Below are 20,085 nucleotides of genomic sequence, written 5' to 3' on the forward strand. Positions count from 1 at the left end.
TACACCAATTCATTCATCTTACTAGAAAGGTTTTTTTATGATCGTTATTACAGGCGCAACCGGCCAATTAGGCCGTTTAGTGATTACCTCACTTTTAAAAACAATCCCTGCATCCAACATCGTGGCAGCAGTTCGCAACCTTGATAAAGCCAAAGATCTTGCCGATTTGGGCGTTCAAGTACGTCATGCTGATTATAGCCAGCCCGAATCATGGGATACAGCTTTAGCTGGCGCCAGCAAAGTATTACTAATTTCATCCAATGAAATCGGCCAACGCTTTGCGCAGCACCGCACCGTGATTGATGCTGCAAAAAGAGCTAATGTTAAGTTATTAGCCTACACCAGCTTATTACATGCTGACACCTCACCACTGGGTTTAGCGGCAGAGCACCTATCTACCGAACAATACCTTGCAAACTCTGGTGTGCCATTTGTATTATTACGCCACGGCTGGTACACCGAGAATTACACCGGCTCCCTAGCCGCCAGCATTGCCCACGGCACACTCTATGGCAGTGCTGGTGACGGAAAAATCGCTTCTGCCAGCCGTGCAGACTACGCACAAGCAGATGCCACCGTGCTCACCACGGAAAACCAAGCGGGGAAAATATATGAGTTAGTCGGCGATAGCGCTTACACACTCACTGAGTTAGCAGCTGAAGTATCCAAACAAACCGGTAAAACCATCAACTACGTCAATCTGCCTGAACAAGACTATCGGGAATTATTGGTCAAGGTTGGTCTACCGGATGTATTTGCAAATCTCATCGCAGACTCTGATACAGGTGCATCCAAAGGTGCACTCTATGAGGACAACAAACAACTTAGTAAACTAATAGGCAGAGCAACTACGTCATTAAAAGACATGGTTGCAGCGGTAAGCTAGGTCATAGCTTGAATAGTTAGCTAGACGGTATTCAAAAATGGCAGCCATCTGGCTGCCATTTCTACGTTAGAATACATATCTAAAACAAAAGAGCTGACAAATGAAGTTTAATGAAGACTCTAGGGTAAAAATACCAGCTATTCTGCATTTAGTCAGACTAGGCTATACCTATTTGTCACTTAAAGACGCTAAATGGGATTTAGACACCAACATTTTTCATGATATTTTCAAGCAGTCTATCAAGCACATAAATCCAAGTGTAGATTCCAGCGATATAGATCGTGCTTTTTTAGAGCTAAAGTTATCCTTAGATAACCAAGATTTAGGCAAAGCCTTTTTTCAAAAAATCACAAGCCGATCAGGTATCAAACTCATCGATTTTGAAAACTTCAACAATAACAGTTTTCATGTTGTCACCGAGTTACCCTATATCAATGGTGATGAAGAATTTCGACCTGATATCACGCTTTTAATAAACGGCATGCCACTAGTGTTTATCGAGGTTAAAAAGCCAAATAACAAAGATGGTATCTTGGCTGAGCGAGAGCGCATTAATCGACGTTTTCAAAATAGTAAATTTAGGCGGTTCGCCAACATTACCCAGCTCATGGTGTTCTCCAATAATATGGAGTATGAAGATGGCGCCTTAGAGCCTATTGAAGGCGCATTTTACGCCACACCGTCTTACGATGCGCCTATCTTTAATTATTTCCGTGAAGAAGAAATACTCAATCTATCCGCATTATTAAAACCGCTACCAGAAGAGGTTGAGCTAGCCGTCCTTAAAGACAATAATTTGGAAGTCATCCGAAACAATCCAGAGTTCACTACTAACAAAGAGCCATCTCGACCCACCAACCGTATTTGCACCTCACTGTTTAATCGTGAGAGACTGGCTTTCTTATTGCAATACGGAATTGCCTATGTGAATGAAAGCAACGGTATTGAAAAACATGTCATGCGCTATCCGCAGCTGTTTGCTACCAAGGCGATTGAACAAAAGCTTAACGAAGGGGTTAAAAAAGGCATTATTTGGCATACACAAGGCAGTGGTAAAACCGCATTAGCGTTTTATAACGTACGCCATCTAACGGCCTATTTTCAACGCAAAAATACGATACCTAAGTTTTATTTCATTGTGGATAGGCTTGATCTTCTCACACAAGCCCAGCGAGAATTCTCAGCACGTGGTTTAGTAGTACATATCATTAACTCACGCGACGACTTTGCAAAAGACATTAAAACGACCAGCGTCATTAACAACAATGCTGGCAAGCCAGAAATCACCGTTGTAAATATTCAAAAATTCCAAGATGACCCTGACGTTATCTCTACAAAAGACTACGACATCAACATTCAGCGCATTTACTTTTTAGATGAAGTCCATCGAAGCTACAATCCCAAAGGGAGCTTTCTAGCAAACTTGGAGCAATCCGATACCAACGCCATCAAAATTGGTTTAACTGGCACACCTTTGCTGGGCAACGACTACAACTCGCGTAAGCTGTTTGGTGATTACATACACAAGTATTACTACAACAAATCAATTGCTGATGGTTACACGTTGCGTTTAATTCGTGAAGAAATCTCAACCAGTTATAAACTGACGCTACAAAAAGCCCTTGAGCAAATCCAAGTTCAGCAAGGCAAAATTGATAAAAGTGATGTATATGCAGATAGCCGATTTGTAGAACCGATGCTTGATTACATCGTGAGTGATTTTGAGAGCTCACGCGAAACCTATGGAGACAACTCAATCGGAGCGATGGTGATTTGTGACAGCGCAAATCAAGCAAAAATACTTTATGAAATTTTTAATGCAAAATACGCTAATAACTCGGCATTTGTTCAAGATGCAGCGAATGACGCCTATATTGAGCAAAGAATAGCCGCCCAGGAACGCGCAAGTTATCAAGTCAATAAAAAGCTAACCTATAAAGTGAAAACGGCCGCTTTAATTCTGCACGATGTTGGTGATAAAGAGTTCCGCAAAGACTTAGTTGAAGACTTTAAGTCAGGCAAGATAGACCTGTTAATCGTATTCAACATGCTACTCACAGGCTTTGATGCTAAGCGCTTAAAGAAGCTATACCTCGGCCGCGTCATCCGCAAGCACAACTTGCTACAAGCACTCACCCGTGTTAATCGCACCTATAAAAAATTCCGTTATGGTTACGTGGTCGATTTTGCTGACATCAGCAAAGAGTTTGCAGAAACCAATCGTGAATACTTAGAAGAGCTACAGTCTGAATTAGGGGATGAGATGGAGCACTACTCTCACCTCTTTAAATCACAAGAAGAAATCAAACAAGAAATTGAACACATTAAAGATGTGCTGTTTAGGTTTGATACCCATAACGCGGAAATCTTTTCACAACAAATCACGCAAATTCAAGATAAAAAAACCATCTTGGCGCTTAAAAAAGCACTCGAAGATGCACGAGCGCTTTACAACATTATCCGCCTGCAAGGTGATTACGATTTCTTGAATGATTTAGATTTCCAAAAGCTCAACTTGCTTTACCGCGAAACCAGCAATCATCTCGATTTGCTCAATACCAAAGACCAACTTGCCTCAGCTGAGAACACGGCAAACCTACTGGATATCGCCCTAGAAGACATTATTTTCAAATTCACCAAAATAGGTGAACAAGAGCTGGTTCTAGCTGACCAGCTCAAAAATACCCTGCGTCAGACACGCGAAGCCTTGGCTTCTAATTTTGATCAACAAGACCCAAAATTTATCAGCTTAAAAGAAGAGCTAGAGCGATTATTTAAGAAGAAGAACCTCAGTGAAGTCACCCAGCAAGAGATGACTGCCAACATTGAAGTGTTGGATAAAATCCATACGCGCATTAAAGCGCTTAATCGGGAAAACAATCAGTTGCGCCAAAAGTATCATGGTGACGTAAAATACGCCCGCATTCACAAACGCCTGCATGAGCATAGCGATTTGACCAAGAATGAACGCAAGATCTTTGAAGCGCTATCAGCTGTTAAAGCGGATACAGATGAACAAGTGTTAGTGAACAATCAATTAGTAGATAACGAGAGCTACTTTGCACGTATGGTCATGCCATCAGTCATAAGTCGCTTTGTGAAAGAACAAGAAATCAAACTCAACCCAACATCATCAAACTATATCAATCAACTGGTGGTGGCTGAGTATATGAAAGAGTTTAATAGTGGAGCACGTCCGTGGTAGAAATTGAGTTTCAACAAAAAACAAAAGAGCTTATCGATAACCTAAAGGCCATTTGCGCCAGTTATGGCTTAGGCAACGATGGTAACGAGTTCAAAATCATCACACAGGTGTTTTTATATAAATTTCTCAATGATAAATTTGCTTTTGAGATTAAAAAAATCAACCCAAAACTCGCCGATGCTGAGCGCTGGGAAGATGAAATTGCGAAACTCAGCGATGATGATTTTGAAATGCTCAAATTACAACTGGGGCCAGATACCGCACGCCTGAAAACCACGCATTTCATCAACCACCTGTTTAACCAACAAAACGCCGCTGATTTTGCCAAACTGTTTGATGACACCTTAATGGACATCGCCATCAGCAATAACGATATTTATGCCGTAGTCACCGATAGCGGTGAAAAAATCCGTTTGTTTGATCGTGTCAGCGAGTTTTTAACCGATGTATCCAAACGCGATGCGTTTTGCCGTGCCATTATCAACAAACTGGGTGACTTTAGCTTTGAGCGCATTTTTACCCAAAAATTTGATTTTTACGCCACCATCTTTGAATACCTGATTAAAGACTACAACAGCAACAGTGGCGGCAAATATGCCGAGTATTACACCCCACATGCTGTGGCCAGAATCATGGCAGCGATTTTAGTGCCTGAAGCGCAACGCGGGCAGATTAAAAACGCCAGCTGTTACGACCCAAGTGCGGGTTCTGGCACCTTGCTCATGAATGTAGCCCACGCCATTGGTGAAAACCGTTGCAGTATCTACACCCAAGATATTTCACAAAAATCATCCAACCTGTTGCGCTTAAACTTAATCCTTAACAACTTGGTGCATTCCATCCCCAATGTGATTCAAGGCAACACCATGTTGCACCCTGCGCATAAAGAGCAAGGGCAGCTCAGGCAGTTTGATTTTATTGTCTCTAACCCGCCATTTAAAATGGACTTTAGCGACTTTAGAGACCAACTCGATAGCAAAGAAAACAAAGCCCGCTTTTTTGCAGGCATCCCCAATGTGCCAAAACAAGCCACCGACAAAATGGCGATTTACCAATTGTTTTTGCAGCACATCATCCACTCGCTTAAAGCCACAGGCAAAGCCGCCGTGGTAGTGCCCACAGGCTTTATCACCGCACAATCGGGTATTGATAAAGCCATTCGCCAAAAACTGGTGGATGAAAAAATGCTCGCAGGCGTAGTATCTATGCCCAGCAATATTTTTGCAACCACAGGCACCAACGTCTCTATTTTGTTTATCGACGCCACCAACAAAGCCGATGTGGTGTTGATTGATGCCTCTAACTTAGGCGAGAAAATCAAAGACGGTAAAAACCAAAAAACTGTGCTTAAAGATGAAGAAGAACAACGCATTATCGACGTGTTTAACCACAAACAAGTGCAAGATGATTTTTCTGTGGTGGTGAGTTATGCGCAAATTCAAGAGAAAAATTACTCACTGAGCGCAGGGCAATATTTTGATGTGAAAATTGAGTTTGTAGATATTACGCCAGAGAAATTTGCGGAGAAGATGAAAGGCTTTACCGACAATTTGGATAGTTTGTTTAATCAATCACGCGAATTGGAAGTTGAGATTAAAAAGCAGTTAGCAAATTTAGATTATGATTAAAAATAAACTCAAAGACATATCTTTATCAATTTCGAGTGGGCTTACGCCATTAAGAAGCAACAACGAGTTCTGGCTAAATGGTGAGATACCATGGTTAAAAACTGAGCAATTGGGCGAGAAGTACATTTACCACACGAACGAGCACATAACTAAAAATGCACTTAATAAAACCAGCATTAAAATTAATCCTGAAAATACTCTGTCGATTGCAATGTATGGTGAGGGTAAAACTCGCGGTAACTTGTCAATCTTGAAGAGTCCGATGACTACTAATCAGGCGTGCTGTAATGTTGTAATCGACCCATCAAAAGCCCATTACGAATACATTTACTATTACTTAAAGACCCAATATGAGGAGATAAGAAATTTATCTTCTGGAGTAAGAAAGAATTTAAATTCTAATGACATTAAGAATTATCCAATCCGTCTTCCTAGTAGCTTAGACATCCAATTTTCAATCGCGAATGTTTTAAAGTCCTTAGACAACAAAATCGAACTCAACAACCGCATAAACGCCAATCTGGAAGCCATGGCTAAAACCTTGTACGACTATTGGTTTGTACAGTTTGATTTCCCCGATGCCAACGGCAAACCCTACAAAACCTCTGGCGGAAAAATGGTCTATAACCAAACTCTAAAGCGTGAGATTCCTGAGGGTTGGACAACTGAGCCACTAACCAAAAGTTGTGATGTAGTGGATTGCTTACACTCAAAAAAACCTGATTTTTATAACGAATCAGAAGATGCCTACCTTTTACAGTTGGATAACATTACTGACTCTCGGCAAATTAACCTAGAACAAAAATACTTTGTTTCAAAGCATGACTACTCTGAATGGACTTCAAGAATTGAGGTTAAACATTTTGATATTGTGATGACTAACGCTGGTCGAATCGCTGCATTTGCCCAAGTTCCCAAAGGTATACGATGTGGTATTGGGAGGAATATAACTGCAATAAGGCCAAATAACATTAAACCAAATTACTTTTATATGAGTCTATCTGGCAATGACATACAAAAACAGATTTTAAGCAACCTAGATCATGGTGCGTTTTTCAAAAGTTTCAACGTTAAGGGAATCAAAAAACTGTTTTTAACACGCCCAATTGATAATATTGAGTCTAAATTTGAAGAACTTATTTCCCCAATAATAGAAAAGCGTAATGCAGCTCTCGCTGAAAATGCGAAATTAGCTTCTTTGTGTGATTGGCTCCTCCCTATGCTCATGAACGGTCAAGTCACAGTTAAAGGCTAAGATGTTTAACCCGTTTGACCTACTTAAAATTAAAGAGCTGTTTAGCCTTAAAGAGTGGTGGGAAGATAGGGTTTACGGCAAAAACAAAGAGCTACGTGCGCTAGCAAGGCGCGTGCTCAAAGTGCTGGATGCTCACCAAATCCCCACCTCGCGCATACAAACGGTTTTTCCTCAGCTTGATATTCAGCCAAAGGATTTTAAAAGTTTGGATAGTGTGATTGCTATTCTCAATGAGCCATTTTTAGCGGCGTTTTCAAACAAGTTTTTTATTGATCGCGCATGGTTAGATACTGGCGTGAGTAACCCGCAAGACCAGTTAGAGCATGGCTATGATTTTGAATCCATTTATGATTATTTAGTTAAGCTTAAATCAACAGAAAATCAGAGTGTTATCGCACATTTTATAGCCCAAACAGGCACTAAGTTTGTGCCAGCAGAAGACCACGGCACATATGAAGGCTTAGTCGTGGCACTTGAGTTTATTGAATACGGTGATGGTAATTTTGAGTATTCGCGTTATCAATTGCTGTATGTGGGTTACTGGCATTACTACAAAACCCGCATGATGATTAAAGCGATTTCGCTGCTGTGCTTTCAATTAGGTTTTATTCAAAAAGGCTATTTCAGCAAATACGCTAATTACCAAGGTATAGAAAAATACATGGTCGCTGAAATTTTTGATCATGTATTTCCAAAGTCTTGGCATCCAGATGACTATATTTTTATCTCTGACCAAAGCGCTTGCTCCAAAGATAGAGATGACGCGCTGCGCTTTCATAGCTACTTAAAAGATATTGGTTTTTATGAGCGAATTAAAAATCTGAAATCTACGCCATTTTTAAGTTAATCATTGGCTAGCCCCCACTAGTAAATTGCACTACGCATAATAAATTTTGCTTACTTGTTTACGTAATGATGATTGCCACCAATCATTAAAAAATGATCAAGTATCTGTTATGTAAGCAGATTATTATTTTTTGTAATTAGTATATTTGCTAATATTGGTTTATAATTTCTATTATTTTAATAATTTTATAAACCTTGGAGGCTGATAATGATTGGTGAGCGTTTAAAACGAGCACGTTCGGCAGCAGGCTTTTCAATGGATGTATTAGGCACAGCTGTCGGTATAAGTGCCAACATGATCAAAAAGTATGAGCACGATTTAAGCATGCCATCCTCAGGTGTGTTGCTTAAACTTGCTGCTGCCTTAAACGTGCGTACAGAGTATTTTTTTCGCCCTGCTAAAGTTAAGTTAGCAGAGGTGGAGTATCGCAAGAAAGCGAACGCTTCTGCCTACATCATCAAAAAAATTGAAGCGGATGTATTAGATCAAGCGGAACGTTGGCATGAGCTCGCTAATTTATGGCCGCAATTTCCTATACCACCATTTTTATTTGATGCAGAATTACCGAATATATCGTGCCTAGACGATATAGACGAAGTTGTAGATTGCGTGCGTAGCCACTGGAATCTTGGTCTAAACCCTCTGCCTAATATGATTGATCTGCTTGAATCTAAGGGGGTGTTAGTCATCATCACCCAAACCGATGTTAAGAATACGTTTGATGGTTTGCAAGCGCACATTGGCAACCAACCAGTGATTGTTGTTTCTGCAGATTGGCCAGGTTGTCGCCAGCGCTTCACACTCGCGCATGAATTGGGGCATCTCATTATGCACGGCCACTTACCTGTTGGTATGGATGAGGAAAAAGCCTGCAATCGTTTTGCTTCAGCGTTTTTATTACCAAAATCTGGAATAGTTGAGCACTTAGGTAAAACTCGTAAAAATATTGAGCCGCGTGAGTTGTTTATACTCAAACATGAGTACGGTTTAAGCATGGCGGGTTGTCTGTTCCGGGCGAGTGATTTAGGGATTATCAGTGACCAGAAACGTGTAAGTATGTTTAAGCTATTTACAATGCGAGGATGGCGCACGCAAGAACCTGGTGAGCCATATCGAGCTGAAACTACTTGTCTCTTTGAGCAATTGGTATATCGCGCACTCGGTGAACAAATTATCTCTGAATCCAAAGCGGCTGAGTTACTGCAAATGCCTTTAATTCAATTGCATCGCTCTCGCGTGATGTCAGAAATGGCCGCCTAGATGCAAGTATTGATTAGCGATGCCAATATTCTGATTGATTTAGAAGAAGGATTACTAATTGATAAAATATTTGAATTACCTTTTGTCTTCAAAATACCTGATGTGTTATTTGAAGAAGAGTTAAGCGAACAACATCATCATTTGATTGCTCTTGGGCTACAACTGGGCGAGCTAACTGGGGAGTCATTGATAAAGGTTTTTGCTTTGATTGAACAATACCCCCAACCTAGCCGTAATGACTGCCTTGCGCTCGCCTTGGCGAAGCAGGAGAACTGTCCCCTCATCACTGGTGATAAAAACTTGCGTAAGGCTGCAGAAACTGAAGAGGTGCAAGTCTATGGCACTTTATGGTTGGTTGAATGCTTAGTGCAGCATAGTATTATCAATAAGCTTCAAGCTCATTCAGCATACGAACGTATGGAACAATATGGCAGAAGATTGCCTTGGCCAGAGGCTCATCAGCGTATCAATAATCTTTAAATTCATCTTAAGCTCAAAAATTGAGTTTATCGGATCAAACTCTATTCCACGATAAAACAGTGTGTACCACATCAGACTAATGCCCAAAAACCATTTTAAGACCCATTGCAGCCGAATTGTGATTGATTAGACCCTCTGGCATCATAAAAAGATAAAAGCCCTTATAGGGGCTTTTATCTTTAACTCCTACCAAATTTCAAATATCTATCAAAATATTAATATGAAATTTCTGGATTTATCTAGAAATCAGCTGGAATCTACAAGTGTAGGTTCTCATTTATATCAATATTTCGATATCACTAAATCAATAAGTTAACTGTATAGTAAAGAGACAACAATGTAAATTTGTCTCAAATTTCTAGATAATCCTATTCTTTTCTGCTTGTGAAAAACAAAGAAATTTAACTTTTCTTATGTTACTTTTCATATAAATAATCAACCATATGATCAACTGGATTAATACCATCTTCCGAAGCAGTACCCAAATCTTCAGGGGTTACATCAGGCGTAGGATAAAGACCATTGATTATCCATTTCAAACAGCCGGTGTCATGAATCATTACAGCTAGGCTATCCATTTTATTCATTTCTCGGCATTTAAGATAATGATTAATAGCCCCGGAACAAATATCAGCTATCTGAATTTGAGGATGACTAATAGAATCCCCCTGTTCTAATGAAATAGCACGTAACGGAAATAAATATTTCCTACGATCATAGCCGATAAGTTCAGATTTTTCATCATGCAACGCCATCATTTGCTCAAAGGTTTCGTGAGATGCTAAAACTGGCTTTGAACTATCATGAATGACCTGAAACCGTGCTAATTTACGTCGACCCCATTCATTAATATGTTCAAAAAGAGCCGGGATAGCTGGCTCTAGAGAGGCATTACCTATATATGGAAACCATCTATGAAAAAGACTAGAATCAGTAAAAAGTTGTAAATCATCTTTAAACTCATTGTCGACAGATGACTCCATCATAGATTTTCCGGCCTCAAAAAACTCTTTGATACAATCATCTGATCTAAATCGCATTAGATTTACAAAACTTTCTAAAAACCTATCTGTGTTCTCTATCCCACAAAATACTGGCATGCAGTAATAAAGCATGTTGGACATAGCGATATTTGCACCTTGTTTATACAAATCTTCACCAATATCGTTTATGAGTGTTTCTGCGATTAGATCAACCATTTTTGTAACAACCATAAACCGCTTGTGATAAATATCAACAACAACACGGGTTTCATTTAAACGCGGGTCGGTGAATAAATTGGTTAATCTCTTAATGCCTGCTTGAGACTTTTTAAGTACTTTAAATTTTGCTTCATCTCCTTGATGTGAACGAACATGCTCAAGTAAAGCTTCTGCTTCTGCCTTACTCAAGTCATTTGATGCTAATACGAAGTACGGTTGCTCATGATCAGTAAGTTTTTCGCCAGAATTGCCAGATTCATCACAGTAAATAGCTACCATTTAAAATTATTCTTTTCTAGTAATTATATAAATTCAACTAAATATTACGTGGTCTTGGCTGCCTTTGAGCACCTAATAATATTAATCCCGTTTCAGAATCACATCTTTCAAAGCATTCGTTATACCAGTCAAAGCTTGATTTATTAAATATACTATCTATTTTTAGACCACATAAATATTGTTGTTCTTCAAAAATAACTCCTAACGGCTTGGAAGCTGAATTACGTTGAATAGTTACCAATTGGGGAGCGCCGCCAGTGCATGGGTCTTTATGGCTTCTCAATGTATCGCAAAATGCAGAATAGACGGATCGGCTAGTATTTTTAATTTCGCTTCGCTGCCAAACCTGATTATTCTCATCGATGACTTTTTTACCTGTTCCTAAACTTACAACTTGGCCTGAGGTTGTGGGAATACTGTAGTCCTTGGAAGAAAATTCATTTTTTGAATCCCAACTTAAAGATCTAAGCTCAAATATACAATCATTACTTTCTCCTATTCTTGAACCATGCAAAATAGTAAACGGTAATGGTTTTTCCTTTGGGTAACTATTAAACGCACTAGTGATTAGAGTTTTGACTTTGTTAAATTTTTCTTCGGGACTGTCAGTCTTACAGTACAAGCCACCTAAGTTAGCTAAAGTCAAAACTCTACTAAGAATTTGTGATGGGAAAAGCACATCTCCACAATATCCAAAAATATCCGGGTAATTGTTTACACTAAACAGTTTAGCTCCATAATCCCATTTTTCTGATGACCCCCAACTAATACGGCTATCACTTGCAAAATATAGAGCTGAAGGTCCTCGACTATCAACAGCAATCCAAGCCATTAGAGATGTCATAAAGTTTACCTAAATTAGTTTGTAGTATTTTAAAAATACCTAGTATGATATTTCATGCTTTACATATTCAGTAAAGCGCCGATGCGACACCCGCGACCTCCACCTTCTAACAGCCGCAAACATTTTTTGGGGGTAGTCCAGGACAACCTCTCCCCTTGGGGAGGGGCAGGTGGGGAATTCAAAGATTCATTCCTTATTTAACTATTTTTAAGGGAATTTCAACTGCCTGACATATACTCCAAATTTATCTACAGGCTGTTGATATTTGATACATGCTACATCTTTTGAAAAAAGCATTAGAGGAATAGCAGGATCTGCTGGTATTTTTTTAATAAACCAGCGTGCACGACTTCTTATTGATGAGGATAAAAGCGCGGTTTCTCTCCTGAGTCCCAAAACCTCTCTCAGGTTCTCTTTTTTGAATTTCGTATCTTTACATGACGCTGCAAATGTTAATTCATATATATTTGGTCTACATGTAGTTGACTTTAAAGGGTAAAAAACTGCCACATCAAGTTCATGGTAACTAGCAGGGGAAGATAACGTGCTAGATTTAATCGCACTTAAAGTCATAACCTCTACTGAAATCCATGCTTCAAATCTTAGAATTCCATGTATGTTATAAATGCCGCAGTAGGTAAATTTATTTTTATCCGCCTTTGCTGGACCTCCAGCAAATCTAAGCTCATTGGGAGTTAAGCCACTGGGGCTATGTGCTTTAATAATATAGCCCTTTGACTTTAATTTCTGTAAGACTTTCAGCAAGGCATAGAGCTCAAAGGCCTTTCCATCAACATAACTACCTGCAATATTTGGTTTTGTAACATTTGAAATAGCTTTATCAAAAAGCTTTTCTAGGTCAGGTTTAGAAATTATCATGGTTTAGGCCTATTTTTTCTTGAATTATCGTTCGCTCTGAAACTATCAAATTCGTTTTCAAAGTTCGGATAGTACAAATCCAAAATCTTCCTTAGCTCAACTTCCTCTTCTGTACAATCTTGAACATCATTAAGTCCTATTTCTCTTCCAGTAATTGGATCTAAGAAAGTAATAGCTTTAACTGGCTCACCTAATACCCCAGATAAAGCTTCGTAGAGATTAGCTATATCTTTTTTATTTACAGGGAAGGCTTGTATTCGCAATAAACTTAAGACCTGTTCCACTTGATCTACTACTGAAAAAATTTCTTCTTTTGAATTAAAGATTTGGTTTAATTCATTAATGAAATATTGTTCTGGCCTTTGATTTGATCTCTCACTCATTATTTCTTGGAGATATTCTTTTATTTGATGCGCTTCTTCTAGAGTCATAATGAGTTTATTGAATCTTCGCTAGCAATTGATTTAAGTATTTTTATTGTTAATTTTGGTCGTACGATATGAACCCTTGTGCCAAAAACCTCCAGCATATGATCTTCCTAACCAGAAGAATAAAAGGATACTTATTACACTTAATATTATTAAGATAGAGTAAAAAGGATTGACTGGCAGAGTGCAATCAAATGTAGGCAAAGACTTTACCAATAAACAAAGCCAAAGTGCCGTAACGAACAAACTTATAATTTGATTGATTTTTGAGACTGAGAAATTAGATGGCCCAGTTATTAAATGGCTAAAGTGCTCACTAATTTTTTGAGGGTCATTTCTAGTTAGTACTACTTTATAGAGTGGGCCAGTGATTGCATTTTCAAGAAGATCCACATGCTTTTCCCAATTTTCTTGCCAATGTTTACTACCACGATTAACTAGTACCCAAGCAACTGAAAACACTACTCCTAAACATGAAAGCACTATTGAAAGTTCTTGTTTAGAAACCCTATCTGAAATAGCTTGAACAGCTAGATATCCTGCTAGTGTAGCGCCTATAAAAGTCCAAAAGTAACTAGCCCTTTTCCAATAAAGTTCAATCTCAAATTTTCGAATATCTAGCGCTGCATTCAATGCTGCAAGCTGAATTTTCTTATCTTTCAAAAAATCTCTTTCATAGTCATCTTGAGTGTAATTTTGCTCGGGCATGATATAGCCTTGTTGTTTAGTAATTCTAATAAAATCTTTTCAGACAATTCTGGTTTAGCAACTTTAATTTCAATCAAAATATAACTAACGAAAAAGGTCGCCTACCTTACACGGAATTTATCTACTCTGAAGGCAGGGTGCCGGACGTAAAGTATGTGACCTATGCTGTATTCTAACTCTAAAATTTAAACTAGTACTGAGTTTATAAATTATGGAGTTATGCTATGTCAGTTACTCGTGAAAAACTCTATGAAGAAATCTGGGCAGAACCAATCACAACCGTTTCAAAACGATACGGAGTTTCTGATAGTTATTTAATACGGATCCTCAAAAGCCTAAATATACCCAGACCACCTAGAGGTTATTGGGCAATGGTTGCTGCTGACATCCATCCTGAAAAACCTTCCCTACCCAAAGCACGACTTGGTGATGCGATTACATGGTCACGTGATGGACGAGTGGAATATGCTACTGATACGTCTCTGGAATCAAAGACAGTAAAAAGCTTTAAACTAGATCCGCGTACTTCTACTCACCGCTTGGTTCAAGAAGCTCGTGAGCACTTTAAGAATGTTAGAGACTCGCGTAGTGCATATCTAAAACCTAATAAAAAGTTAGTCATTGATTTGATCGTTTCAAAGGGCTGCCTAGAACATGCGCTTGATGTAACTAATCAGCTTTTCTTAATGTTAGAAAATCTTGGGCATCCAGTAGTGTTCGCACCTCCTAACCAATACTTTCACCGAGCTGATATCAAAGAACTTAAAGAGTCAACTTCGTCACTTGACTATTCAACCCCCTGGAGCCCATGCCGACCCACTGTAGTCTATATTCAAGATATCGGTATTGGTCTCACTGTATTTGAAACAAGTGAAGAGGTTGAGGTCGGTTATCTAAATGGTGAATTTATTCCTATAGCTGAGTATTGGCAGCATCCAAAAGTAAAAAATAAGTCTGTATATACATGGACGACTAAAGAAAGTCGACCTTCTGGTAGATTATGCATTCAAGCTTACTCAACTTATCCTGGAACGCATTGGATTAAGCAATGGAAAGAATCTAAACCGGGTGAGATTTCTAAAAAGCTTCAACCCATAGTCAAGGAACTGTGTGATTCAGTAACTAAAGTAGTAGAGGCAACTAAGGTTGCCATACAAGAAGCTGAAGAACGTCAGCGCAAATGGGATGTGCAAAGAGAGAAAGATCGCATAGAAGCTGAGGAGCGGAGGCGCGCCCAGAATCTAAAAGACAGCCAGGACGAGCTCTTTAAAATCATTGAGGCTTGGGCTGAGGCTAAGCGGATTGATGAATTCTTTAAAGATGCTCAACTTCGAACAACTGAATTATCCGAAAGCGACCGCCAAACCGTTGAAAGAAGATTGACGGAAGCCCGGAAGCTATTAGGCACATTAGATGCTCTTGATCGTTTTAAAGAGTGGAGATCACCTGAAGAGCGTTAATTGTAATTAATCTGGTATATAAGCCCAAGGGTCAGTTCGCCCAATTTCATCGAAGCTCATTTTCCAGCCTAACGATAACTGTTCACGTGCCACTTTTGCGAATCCGACTGCACTCATACTTGCAGAGAAGTTTTCACAAGAACTTACTATTTTCGGTTTTCGAACTTTATTAATACAGGCTGCTACATAATCTGCCGGCATCTCTAATGCTCTAACCATTTTCGAATCCAAAAATGTGCGACTTTTCCCGTGATATATTATCCAGAAATTCGCTGCAGCCTTAATCTTTTCTTCGGAGCTTGGCACTTTGTCTATATCTCCCAGAACTTCAAAAAGCTCATCTACAACTTCTATCTGCTTTTCGTAAAAAGGCTTTTTATACTCTCGCTCTTGTATATCTTTGTATTGAATAAAACCAAATACACCCGAAATTATCAAAGCAACAGCACCTAAAATTTTAATCAAAGTATCAATGTAATTATATTTTTCTTGGTTCATTTATTTTCCTAATTAAGTTACTGAAGCGATTAATTTGATATTCCGTTCTTATAGCGAAAATAGATTAGCCCAGCTGCATTCCAGAATGATGCAATAGAAAAACATAAACCTAACAATAAAGCCCCAATTCCAATACATTTATACACGATATAGGTTGCGTGTTTAATTCCATCGGTAGACTGCATTTCGAGAGACGGTGTAATTAACATTGCCGCCAGCATTAGTATCACAGCTATTACTGTATAAATTAAAATCCTTCTTTCATAAGCCCTATGTTCATTAATAAAGTTATAGGAACTTCTATTCCATAAACTTGCAATGCTTGATACCAAATTCAAAATCCATTCTAAAAAATTCATGTATTGCCCCCTAAATATTAATGATTGATTATTGATTTATCCATGTAATAAAACGCATCCATAAGCATTTGATAAATGATTTACTTTCTTTAATTACTTGTGCTTCTTTTTTCTGGTTAATATGGACTATATGCTTAGCTTTATCGGCGGCATCTCTTTCCCTTACTCGCTTGATCTCTTGCTGCGACATCGCTTTTGCCCATATCACCTGATTCTTACTAATCCAATAGTGTGATTGGCATTTAAAGCTCCAATTACCAATGGAAGGATATAACGTTACTGTTTTACCCTCTTGGCGAATCGACCACTCTGCTGGACTTAGTGGGGTAATGACCTCTTCCCCACATCCACAGCAACACTTGTGCGCAATGGTTTTATACTGCGTGCAAATGTACAAACGTCCATCTGCTAACTGCTCAGGTATGTATTCAACATATTCTGGTATCAGCATTGTTTGCTTCATTCTTCTTGGATTCCTGTAGTCTCGTCACGGGTTAAGGACTGAGAGTTAATAGAATAGGTCAAATGGTGCGGCTGATATATATCCTGATAAAACTCACAGAACTGCTTCCATTTAATGACCGCAAATGTTGCATTGAGCGCGTTCATATCCGCCACCTGTATATTTTTGCTATACAAGTTTTCTCCCACTTCTTCCATCATCGGCACATGCTTTTGAAAGTGTTCTGACTTATCCGGTGTACTCATCGTCACCCGGCACGTACCAATCAGATTGTTAACTTCCGATACCATCATAAGATCCATACCCACATCAATAAAGGGGATGTGTTGTTCTTGTAGATAATTGCTTATTAATTTTCTAACCGGCCCTTTATCTACACATATAAACACAAAATCGAATCCTGCCAATTTCTGAACATTATCATCTGTGAGATATTCTGTATGAGGCACGACTCCACTATGCATCGCATCGTATATACGGAAGTAGTATTCCACTTTAGATAGTTTATCTTTAAGAGCTTCGATGGTAGCAGCACCAGGCGCACGAAATGCATTGTGCTGCAGAAAAATGTCACCATCAAATAAGTTAATTTCTTTTACCGGTGTCTTCGCTATCAAATCGAGTATGTACGATCCTGTACCACCCAAGCCAATAATAGCTATTTTGTTCATAGCAAGCTTTGCTGATAGCGCAAGAATTTCTGCCCGACTTGAAGCAGTATCTCTATATCGAAAGACTGAATCTTCTTCAATCGACTCGATTACTTTATAGGTGCATGCTGTTGCAGCTGGATCAATTACCTTGGCTTCATTCGAAATAATGTTGGCGTAATTCTTGATCTTAGAATAATAGTCAGGATATATCTGCCCATTTATCTTATTTGAGAATCGATGCTGTATTTCGAACCCGTCCCAAAGCAATTGAACATTTGAAGTATGCCGAATAGCTTCAATAGGGGAACCTGTTGAATAGCACGGGTATTCGCCTAAAAACCATACTTGATGATCTTTTTGCGGCAGTAGCTCATCCACATTCATGTTCAAATCAGTGACAATAACTCCTGTTTTGACGTGTCGGTCTGCAGTGACGTAAGGAACGGAATGTATGATTAGATGCCCGTTCCTTATTTCAACTTCGTAACCGTCGTCGTACAGTCGCTTAATATCTGGGTTAAGAGCGGCTTGTTTTGGAGACATTGAAGCTCACCCCGCTTTTAATTACAACGTCTTGACCATCAACTAAAGTACCGTCTTTACCATGTGGATTAGCATAAGCCACTGTGTAAATAGTATTTGCATCAGGTTGGTCACTTGGAAAAGCCAAATGAACTACTTGTTGATAGGTTAATTTGTGATCTTCCACTTCGCGTGGACGACCATTGATAATAATTGTGTAGGTTTTATCATTACCTTTTTCTGCTTGGCTCATTTCTTTTCCTTAGTAACGCCTTTGAACGGCTGTTTGTTTGAAGTCTTTACATCCATAAACTGACCAGTATCTTTGTCACGCTTTACCCAGTGACCTGAAGAGGTCTGTGTTTGAGAACGATCTTTTACTGCGCCTATGCGATGTCCATCGCCTTTTGGTGGGTTAGTTGCCAATTTAAAATCTCCTTATATCTGTTTAAATTAATCTGTTTAACCAGAGATTAAAAAAAAGCAATTTCTGGTTAAGAGCATCTTAGCAGAAACATTCTGATTAAATCAATACATTTAATCAGAATTATTTTATTGCGCTGTATATATACTCAATTCCTCCAGATTCAGCTATAACTTCATTGCGTAGAATATAACCATCCGTAACGAGCTTTTTAAGTCTTGTACTCGCATTTGGCACACTAATACCTAAATCTGAAGCTACTTGAGATACCAAGACATTACCTCTGGTTAAAACATAATCAACCAACTCCTTGCTTGAACTAGTAAGTGACGATCCCAAAATCTCATAGTTTTTATTCTCCCAAGAGACAATAGGCTGCACTTTGGCAATTGCGGCGTAATTCCAAGTATCTAAGATATCTCTGTTTTTGAAATTCTCAAGGTATATCCCTTTCGAGCCCCGATAAAATTTGGCAATGGAAATTACACTTTCCCTTGGGAAAGATGCATCTGTAACTTCAATTCCATCTAAAGAAACACCATAAACAATTATTGAAGGATGCGAATCGATATAATTGCTTAGTTTTCGGAATGTTTCCTTACCTTGCTGATTTCCGAATGGATGCGTATTCCCATCAGTAAAGTCTAGGAGTCTTAATTTGTGTGAATTCTGATTCATTATATTTATTTAACGAGAATATCAGTTATTAGTCAAGTTTAAAATCAAAACAGATATGCGTTCCTAGTATGCTAGGCATGTCAGTTTGGTGTGTAATATTTGTTAATCTCCCATTTCTATAAAAAAATCTCACTTCACAATTTTCCTGTCTAACACCTATGGTGGCATTGAATTTTGATGCTGCAATTGCTGAACTATTTAAACCTAATCCACGGCCTTCATCATATGATTGAGATATGTGACCTTCTGTGAAAACTTTCTTCAAAAGATAAACATCAGGACTTATATCTACGGCTCTCATCTGTTCAGCAATTTCAGGATACTTTTCATCTAAAACTAGCTTAAGCGTATTTAATATCCCTGCACCACTGTCTGATATTACTGTTTGAATATGTGGTGGAGAAACGTTCTGATAAAGTTGTAGGCCAATAAATCCAAGTAATGGTGATTTAGAATGATCTCTCACATTGCCATATGACTCAGAAATTATTGTAAACGCAGTTTGCTCGTACTCATCTCCTGCATGCGAAACAAAAACCTTTTTGAATCTTTCCGGAATAGTTTCATCAAGATTATTTGCATCTATAGGCGCAAGCTCGACCAAGTTATCATTATTTTCTTTATAAACTTCTGCACTAGAAATTTTTGGCCTGTTTGGTAAAACTATAACTTTCTCATGGAGATGATCAAAAAAACCTATGCGATTAACATAAGTAAATGAGGAGCGATGACTACTAAAGTCTATAGTTACTTTTTTCCCTTGATGAGCTAATTGATTAGCCAATGCAATCAGCCTTGCTATTACCTCTAGCAACAAATTGCAGCCCTTAGGAATGATAAAAACTATTGCATTAGCTTGCGACTGTAAAGGCGACTCAACTGCAGATAAAGTTTTTTCGAACTTTTTACAATCAATCCAACTATCCGACTCAAATTCGATACGTAAACCTGAGGTTTTAACGGACCAGCAGTAATCCTCATCTTGCTCAAAATGGTTTAAATTCTCACGTAGAAATACACTTACTAAACTTCTATCTACTGAGAGCTTTTTTGCAATAACCCTAGCTTTAATTTTAGGATTCTCGAGCAATATTTTTTGTATTTTTTTTAACATGCAATCTCTTAAA

At 38.7% G+C, this 20,085-nt stretch carries 21 protein-coding genes; 8 read left to right on the top strand and 13 right to left on the bottom strand.

Annotation, left to right across the window (positions count from 1 at the left end; all coding sequences use genetic code 11):
- Positions 1-37: 37 nt before the first annotated feature.
- The 7 genes from C3Y98_RS04240 to C3Y98_RS04270 all read left to right on the top strand — a co-directional run bounded on the left by C3Y98_RS04240 (position 38) and on the right by C3Y98_RS04270 (position 9,561).
- Positions 38-886, top strand: coding sequence for an SDR family oxidoreductase (locus C3Y98_RS04240; protein WP_135276866.1), 849 nt, complete (start codon positions 38-40; stop codon positions 884-886).
- Between the two features lie 100 nt (positions 887-986).
- Positions 987-4,091, top strand: coding sequence for a type I restriction endonuclease subunit R (locus tag C3Y98_RS04245; RefSeq protein ID WP_135276867.1), 3,105 nt, complete (start codon positions 987-989; stop codon positions 4,089-4,091).
- Complete coding sequence (locus C3Y98_RS04250; RefSeq protein WP_135276868.1) at positions 4,085-5,719, top strand: HsdM family class I SAM-dependent methyltransferase; 1,635 nt, start codon at positions 4,085-4,087, stop codon at positions 5,717-5,719. The genes C3Y98_RS04245 and C3Y98_RS04250 overlap by 7 nt, the downstream gene beginning before the upstream one ends.
- The gene (locus C3Y98_RS04255; protein WP_135276869.1) at positions 5,712-6,974 is read left to right on the top strand and encodes a restriction endonuclease subunit S; all 1,263 of its coding nucleotides are present in this window, start codon (positions 5,712-5,714) and stop codon (positions 6,972-6,974) included. The genes C3Y98_RS04250 and C3Y98_RS04255 overlap by 8 nt, the downstream gene beginning before the upstream one ends.
- A gap of 1 nt (position 6,975) precedes the next feature.
- Positions 6,976-7,821: a hypothetical protein gene (locus C3Y98_RS04260; protein ID WP_135276870.1), complete on the top strand. Its 846-nt coding sequence runs from the start codon at positions 6,976-6,978 to the stop codon at positions 7,819-7,821.
- A 207-nt stretch (positions 7,822-8,028) separates the two neighbouring features.
- Positions 8,029-9,081, top strand: coding sequence for a helix-turn-helix domain-containing protein (locus C3Y98_RS04265; protein WP_135276871.1), 1,053 nt, complete (start codon positions 8,029-8,031; stop codon positions 9,079-9,081).
- Positions 9,082-9,561 carry a PIN domain-containing protein gene (locus C3Y98_RS04270; protein WP_135276872.1) on the top strand — a complete coding sequence of 160 codons (480 nt, stop codon included), beginning with the start codon at positions 9,082-9,084 and terminating at the stop codon, positions 9,559-9,561. It begins immediately after the preceding gene.
- Positions 9,562-9,977: 416 nt separating this feature from the next.
- Here the strand turns inward: C3Y98_RS04270 and C3Y98_RS04275 are convergent, their stop codons facing one another.
- From C3Y98_RS04275 to C3Y98_RS04295, 5 genes are all read right to left on the bottom strand, one after another.
- Positions 9,978-11,042, bottom strand: coding sequence for a DUF3800 domain-containing protein (locus C3Y98_RS04275; RefSeq protein WP_135276873.1), 1,065 nt, complete (start codon positions 11,040-11,042; stop codon positions 9,978-9,980).
- A 37-nt stretch (positions 11,043-11,079) separates the two neighbouring features.
- The gene (locus C3Y98_RS04280) at positions 11,080-11,886 is read right to left on the bottom strand and encodes a hypothetical protein (protein ID WP_135276874.1); all 807 of its coding nucleotides are present in this window, start codon (positions 11,884-11,886) and stop codon (positions 11,080-11,082) included.
- Positions 11,887-12,093: 207 nt separating this feature from the next.
- Positions 12,094-12,765, bottom strand: coding sequence for a hypothetical protein (locus tag C3Y98_RS04285; RefSeq protein WP_135276875.1), 672 nt, complete (start codon positions 12,763-12,765; stop codon positions 12,094-12,096).
- Positions 12,762-13,196: a hypothetical protein gene (locus tag C3Y98_RS04290; protein ID WP_135276876.1), complete on the bottom strand. Its 435-nt coding sequence runs from the start codon at positions 13,194-13,196 to the stop codon at positions 12,762-12,764. The genes C3Y98_RS04285 and C3Y98_RS04290 overlap by 4 nt, the downstream gene beginning before the upstream one ends.
- Positions 13,197-13,229: 33 nt before the next feature.
- Positions 13,230-13,901 (bottom strand): RipA family octameric membrane protein, encoded by a 672-nt coding sequence (locus C3Y98_RS04295; RefSeq protein ID WP_135276877.1) that lies wholly within the window; start codon positions 13,899-13,901, stop codon positions 13,230-13,232.
- A gap of 224 nt (positions 13,902-14,125) precedes the next feature.
- Between C3Y98_RS04295 and C3Y98_RS04300 the strand changes: the two genes are divergently transcribed.
- Positions 14,126-15,361, top strand: coding sequence for a hypothetical protein (locus C3Y98_RS04300; RefSeq protein WP_135276878.1), 1,236 nt, complete (start codon positions 14,126-14,128; stop codon positions 15,359-15,361).
- Between the two features lie 6 nt (positions 15,362-15,367).
- On the opposite strand, the gene C3Y98_RS04305 is transcribed toward C3Y98_RS04300, so the two are convergent.
- The 8 genes from C3Y98_RS04305 to C3Y98_RS04335 form a co-directional block, all read right to left on the bottom strand.
- A complete protein-coding gene (locus tag C3Y98_RS04305; protein ID WP_135276879.1) occupies positions 15,368-15,859 on the bottom strand; it encodes a hypothetical protein in 492 nt (163 codons plus the stop codon).
- A 29-nt stretch (positions 15,860-15,888) separates the two neighbouring features.
- A complete protein-coding gene (locus tag C3Y98_RS04310) occupies positions 15,889-16,218 on the bottom strand; it encodes a hypothetical protein (RefSeq protein WP_135276880.1) in 330 nt (109 codons plus the stop codon).
- A gap of 28 nt (positions 16,219-16,246) precedes the next feature.
- Positions 16,247-16,681 carry a ubiquitination-like system serine protease family protein gene (locus tag C3Y98_RS04315; protein ID WP_135276881.1) on the bottom strand — a complete coding sequence of 145 codons (435 nt, stop codon included), beginning with the start codon at positions 16,679-16,681 and terminating at the stop codon, positions 16,247-16,249.
- The gene (locus C3Y98_RS04320) at positions 16,678-17,877 is read right to left on the bottom strand and encodes a ThiF family adenylyltransferase (protein ID WP_135276882.1); all 1,200 of its coding nucleotides are present in this window, start codon (positions 17,875-17,877) and stop codon (positions 16,678-16,680) included. Before C3Y98_RS04320 ends, C3Y98_RS04315 begins: the two co-directional genes overlap by 4 nt.
- Positions 17,852-18,109, bottom strand: a complete 258-nt coding sequence (locus C3Y98_RS04325) for a multiubiquitin domain-containing protein (RefSeq protein ID WP_135276883.1) — start codon at positions 18,107-18,109, stop codon at positions 17,852-17,854. The genes C3Y98_RS04320 and C3Y98_RS04325 overlap by 26 nt, the downstream gene beginning before the upstream one ends.
- On the bottom strand, positions 18,106-18,282 hold the full coding sequence (locus tag C3Y98_RS12745; protein ID WP_167759892.1) for a hypothetical protein: 177 nt from the start codon (positions 18,280-18,282) through the stop codon (positions 18,106-18,108). The genes C3Y98_RS04325 and C3Y98_RS12745 overlap by 4 nt, the downstream gene beginning before the upstream one ends.
- A gap of 121 nt (positions 18,283-18,403) precedes the next feature.
- Complete coding sequence (locus C3Y98_RS04330) at positions 18,404-18,958, bottom strand: helix-turn-helix domain-containing protein (RefSeq protein WP_135276884.1); 555 nt, start codon at positions 18,956-18,958, stop codon at positions 18,404-18,406.
- Positions 18,959-18,986: 28 nt separating this feature from the next.
- Positions 18,987-20,072 (bottom strand): ATP-binding protein, encoded by a 1,086-nt coding sequence (locus tag C3Y98_RS04335; RefSeq protein ID WP_135276885.1) that lies wholly within the window; start codon positions 20,070-20,072, stop codon positions 18,987-18,989.
- Positions 20,073-20,085: the final 13 nt, after the last annotated feature.

The sequence above is a fragment of the Methylotenera oryzisoli genome (assembly GCF_004661485.1).
GTDB classification, from domain to species: domain Bacteria; phylum Pseudomonadota; class Gammaproteobacteria; order Burkholderiales; family Methylophilaceae; genus Methylotenera; species Methylotenera oryzisoli.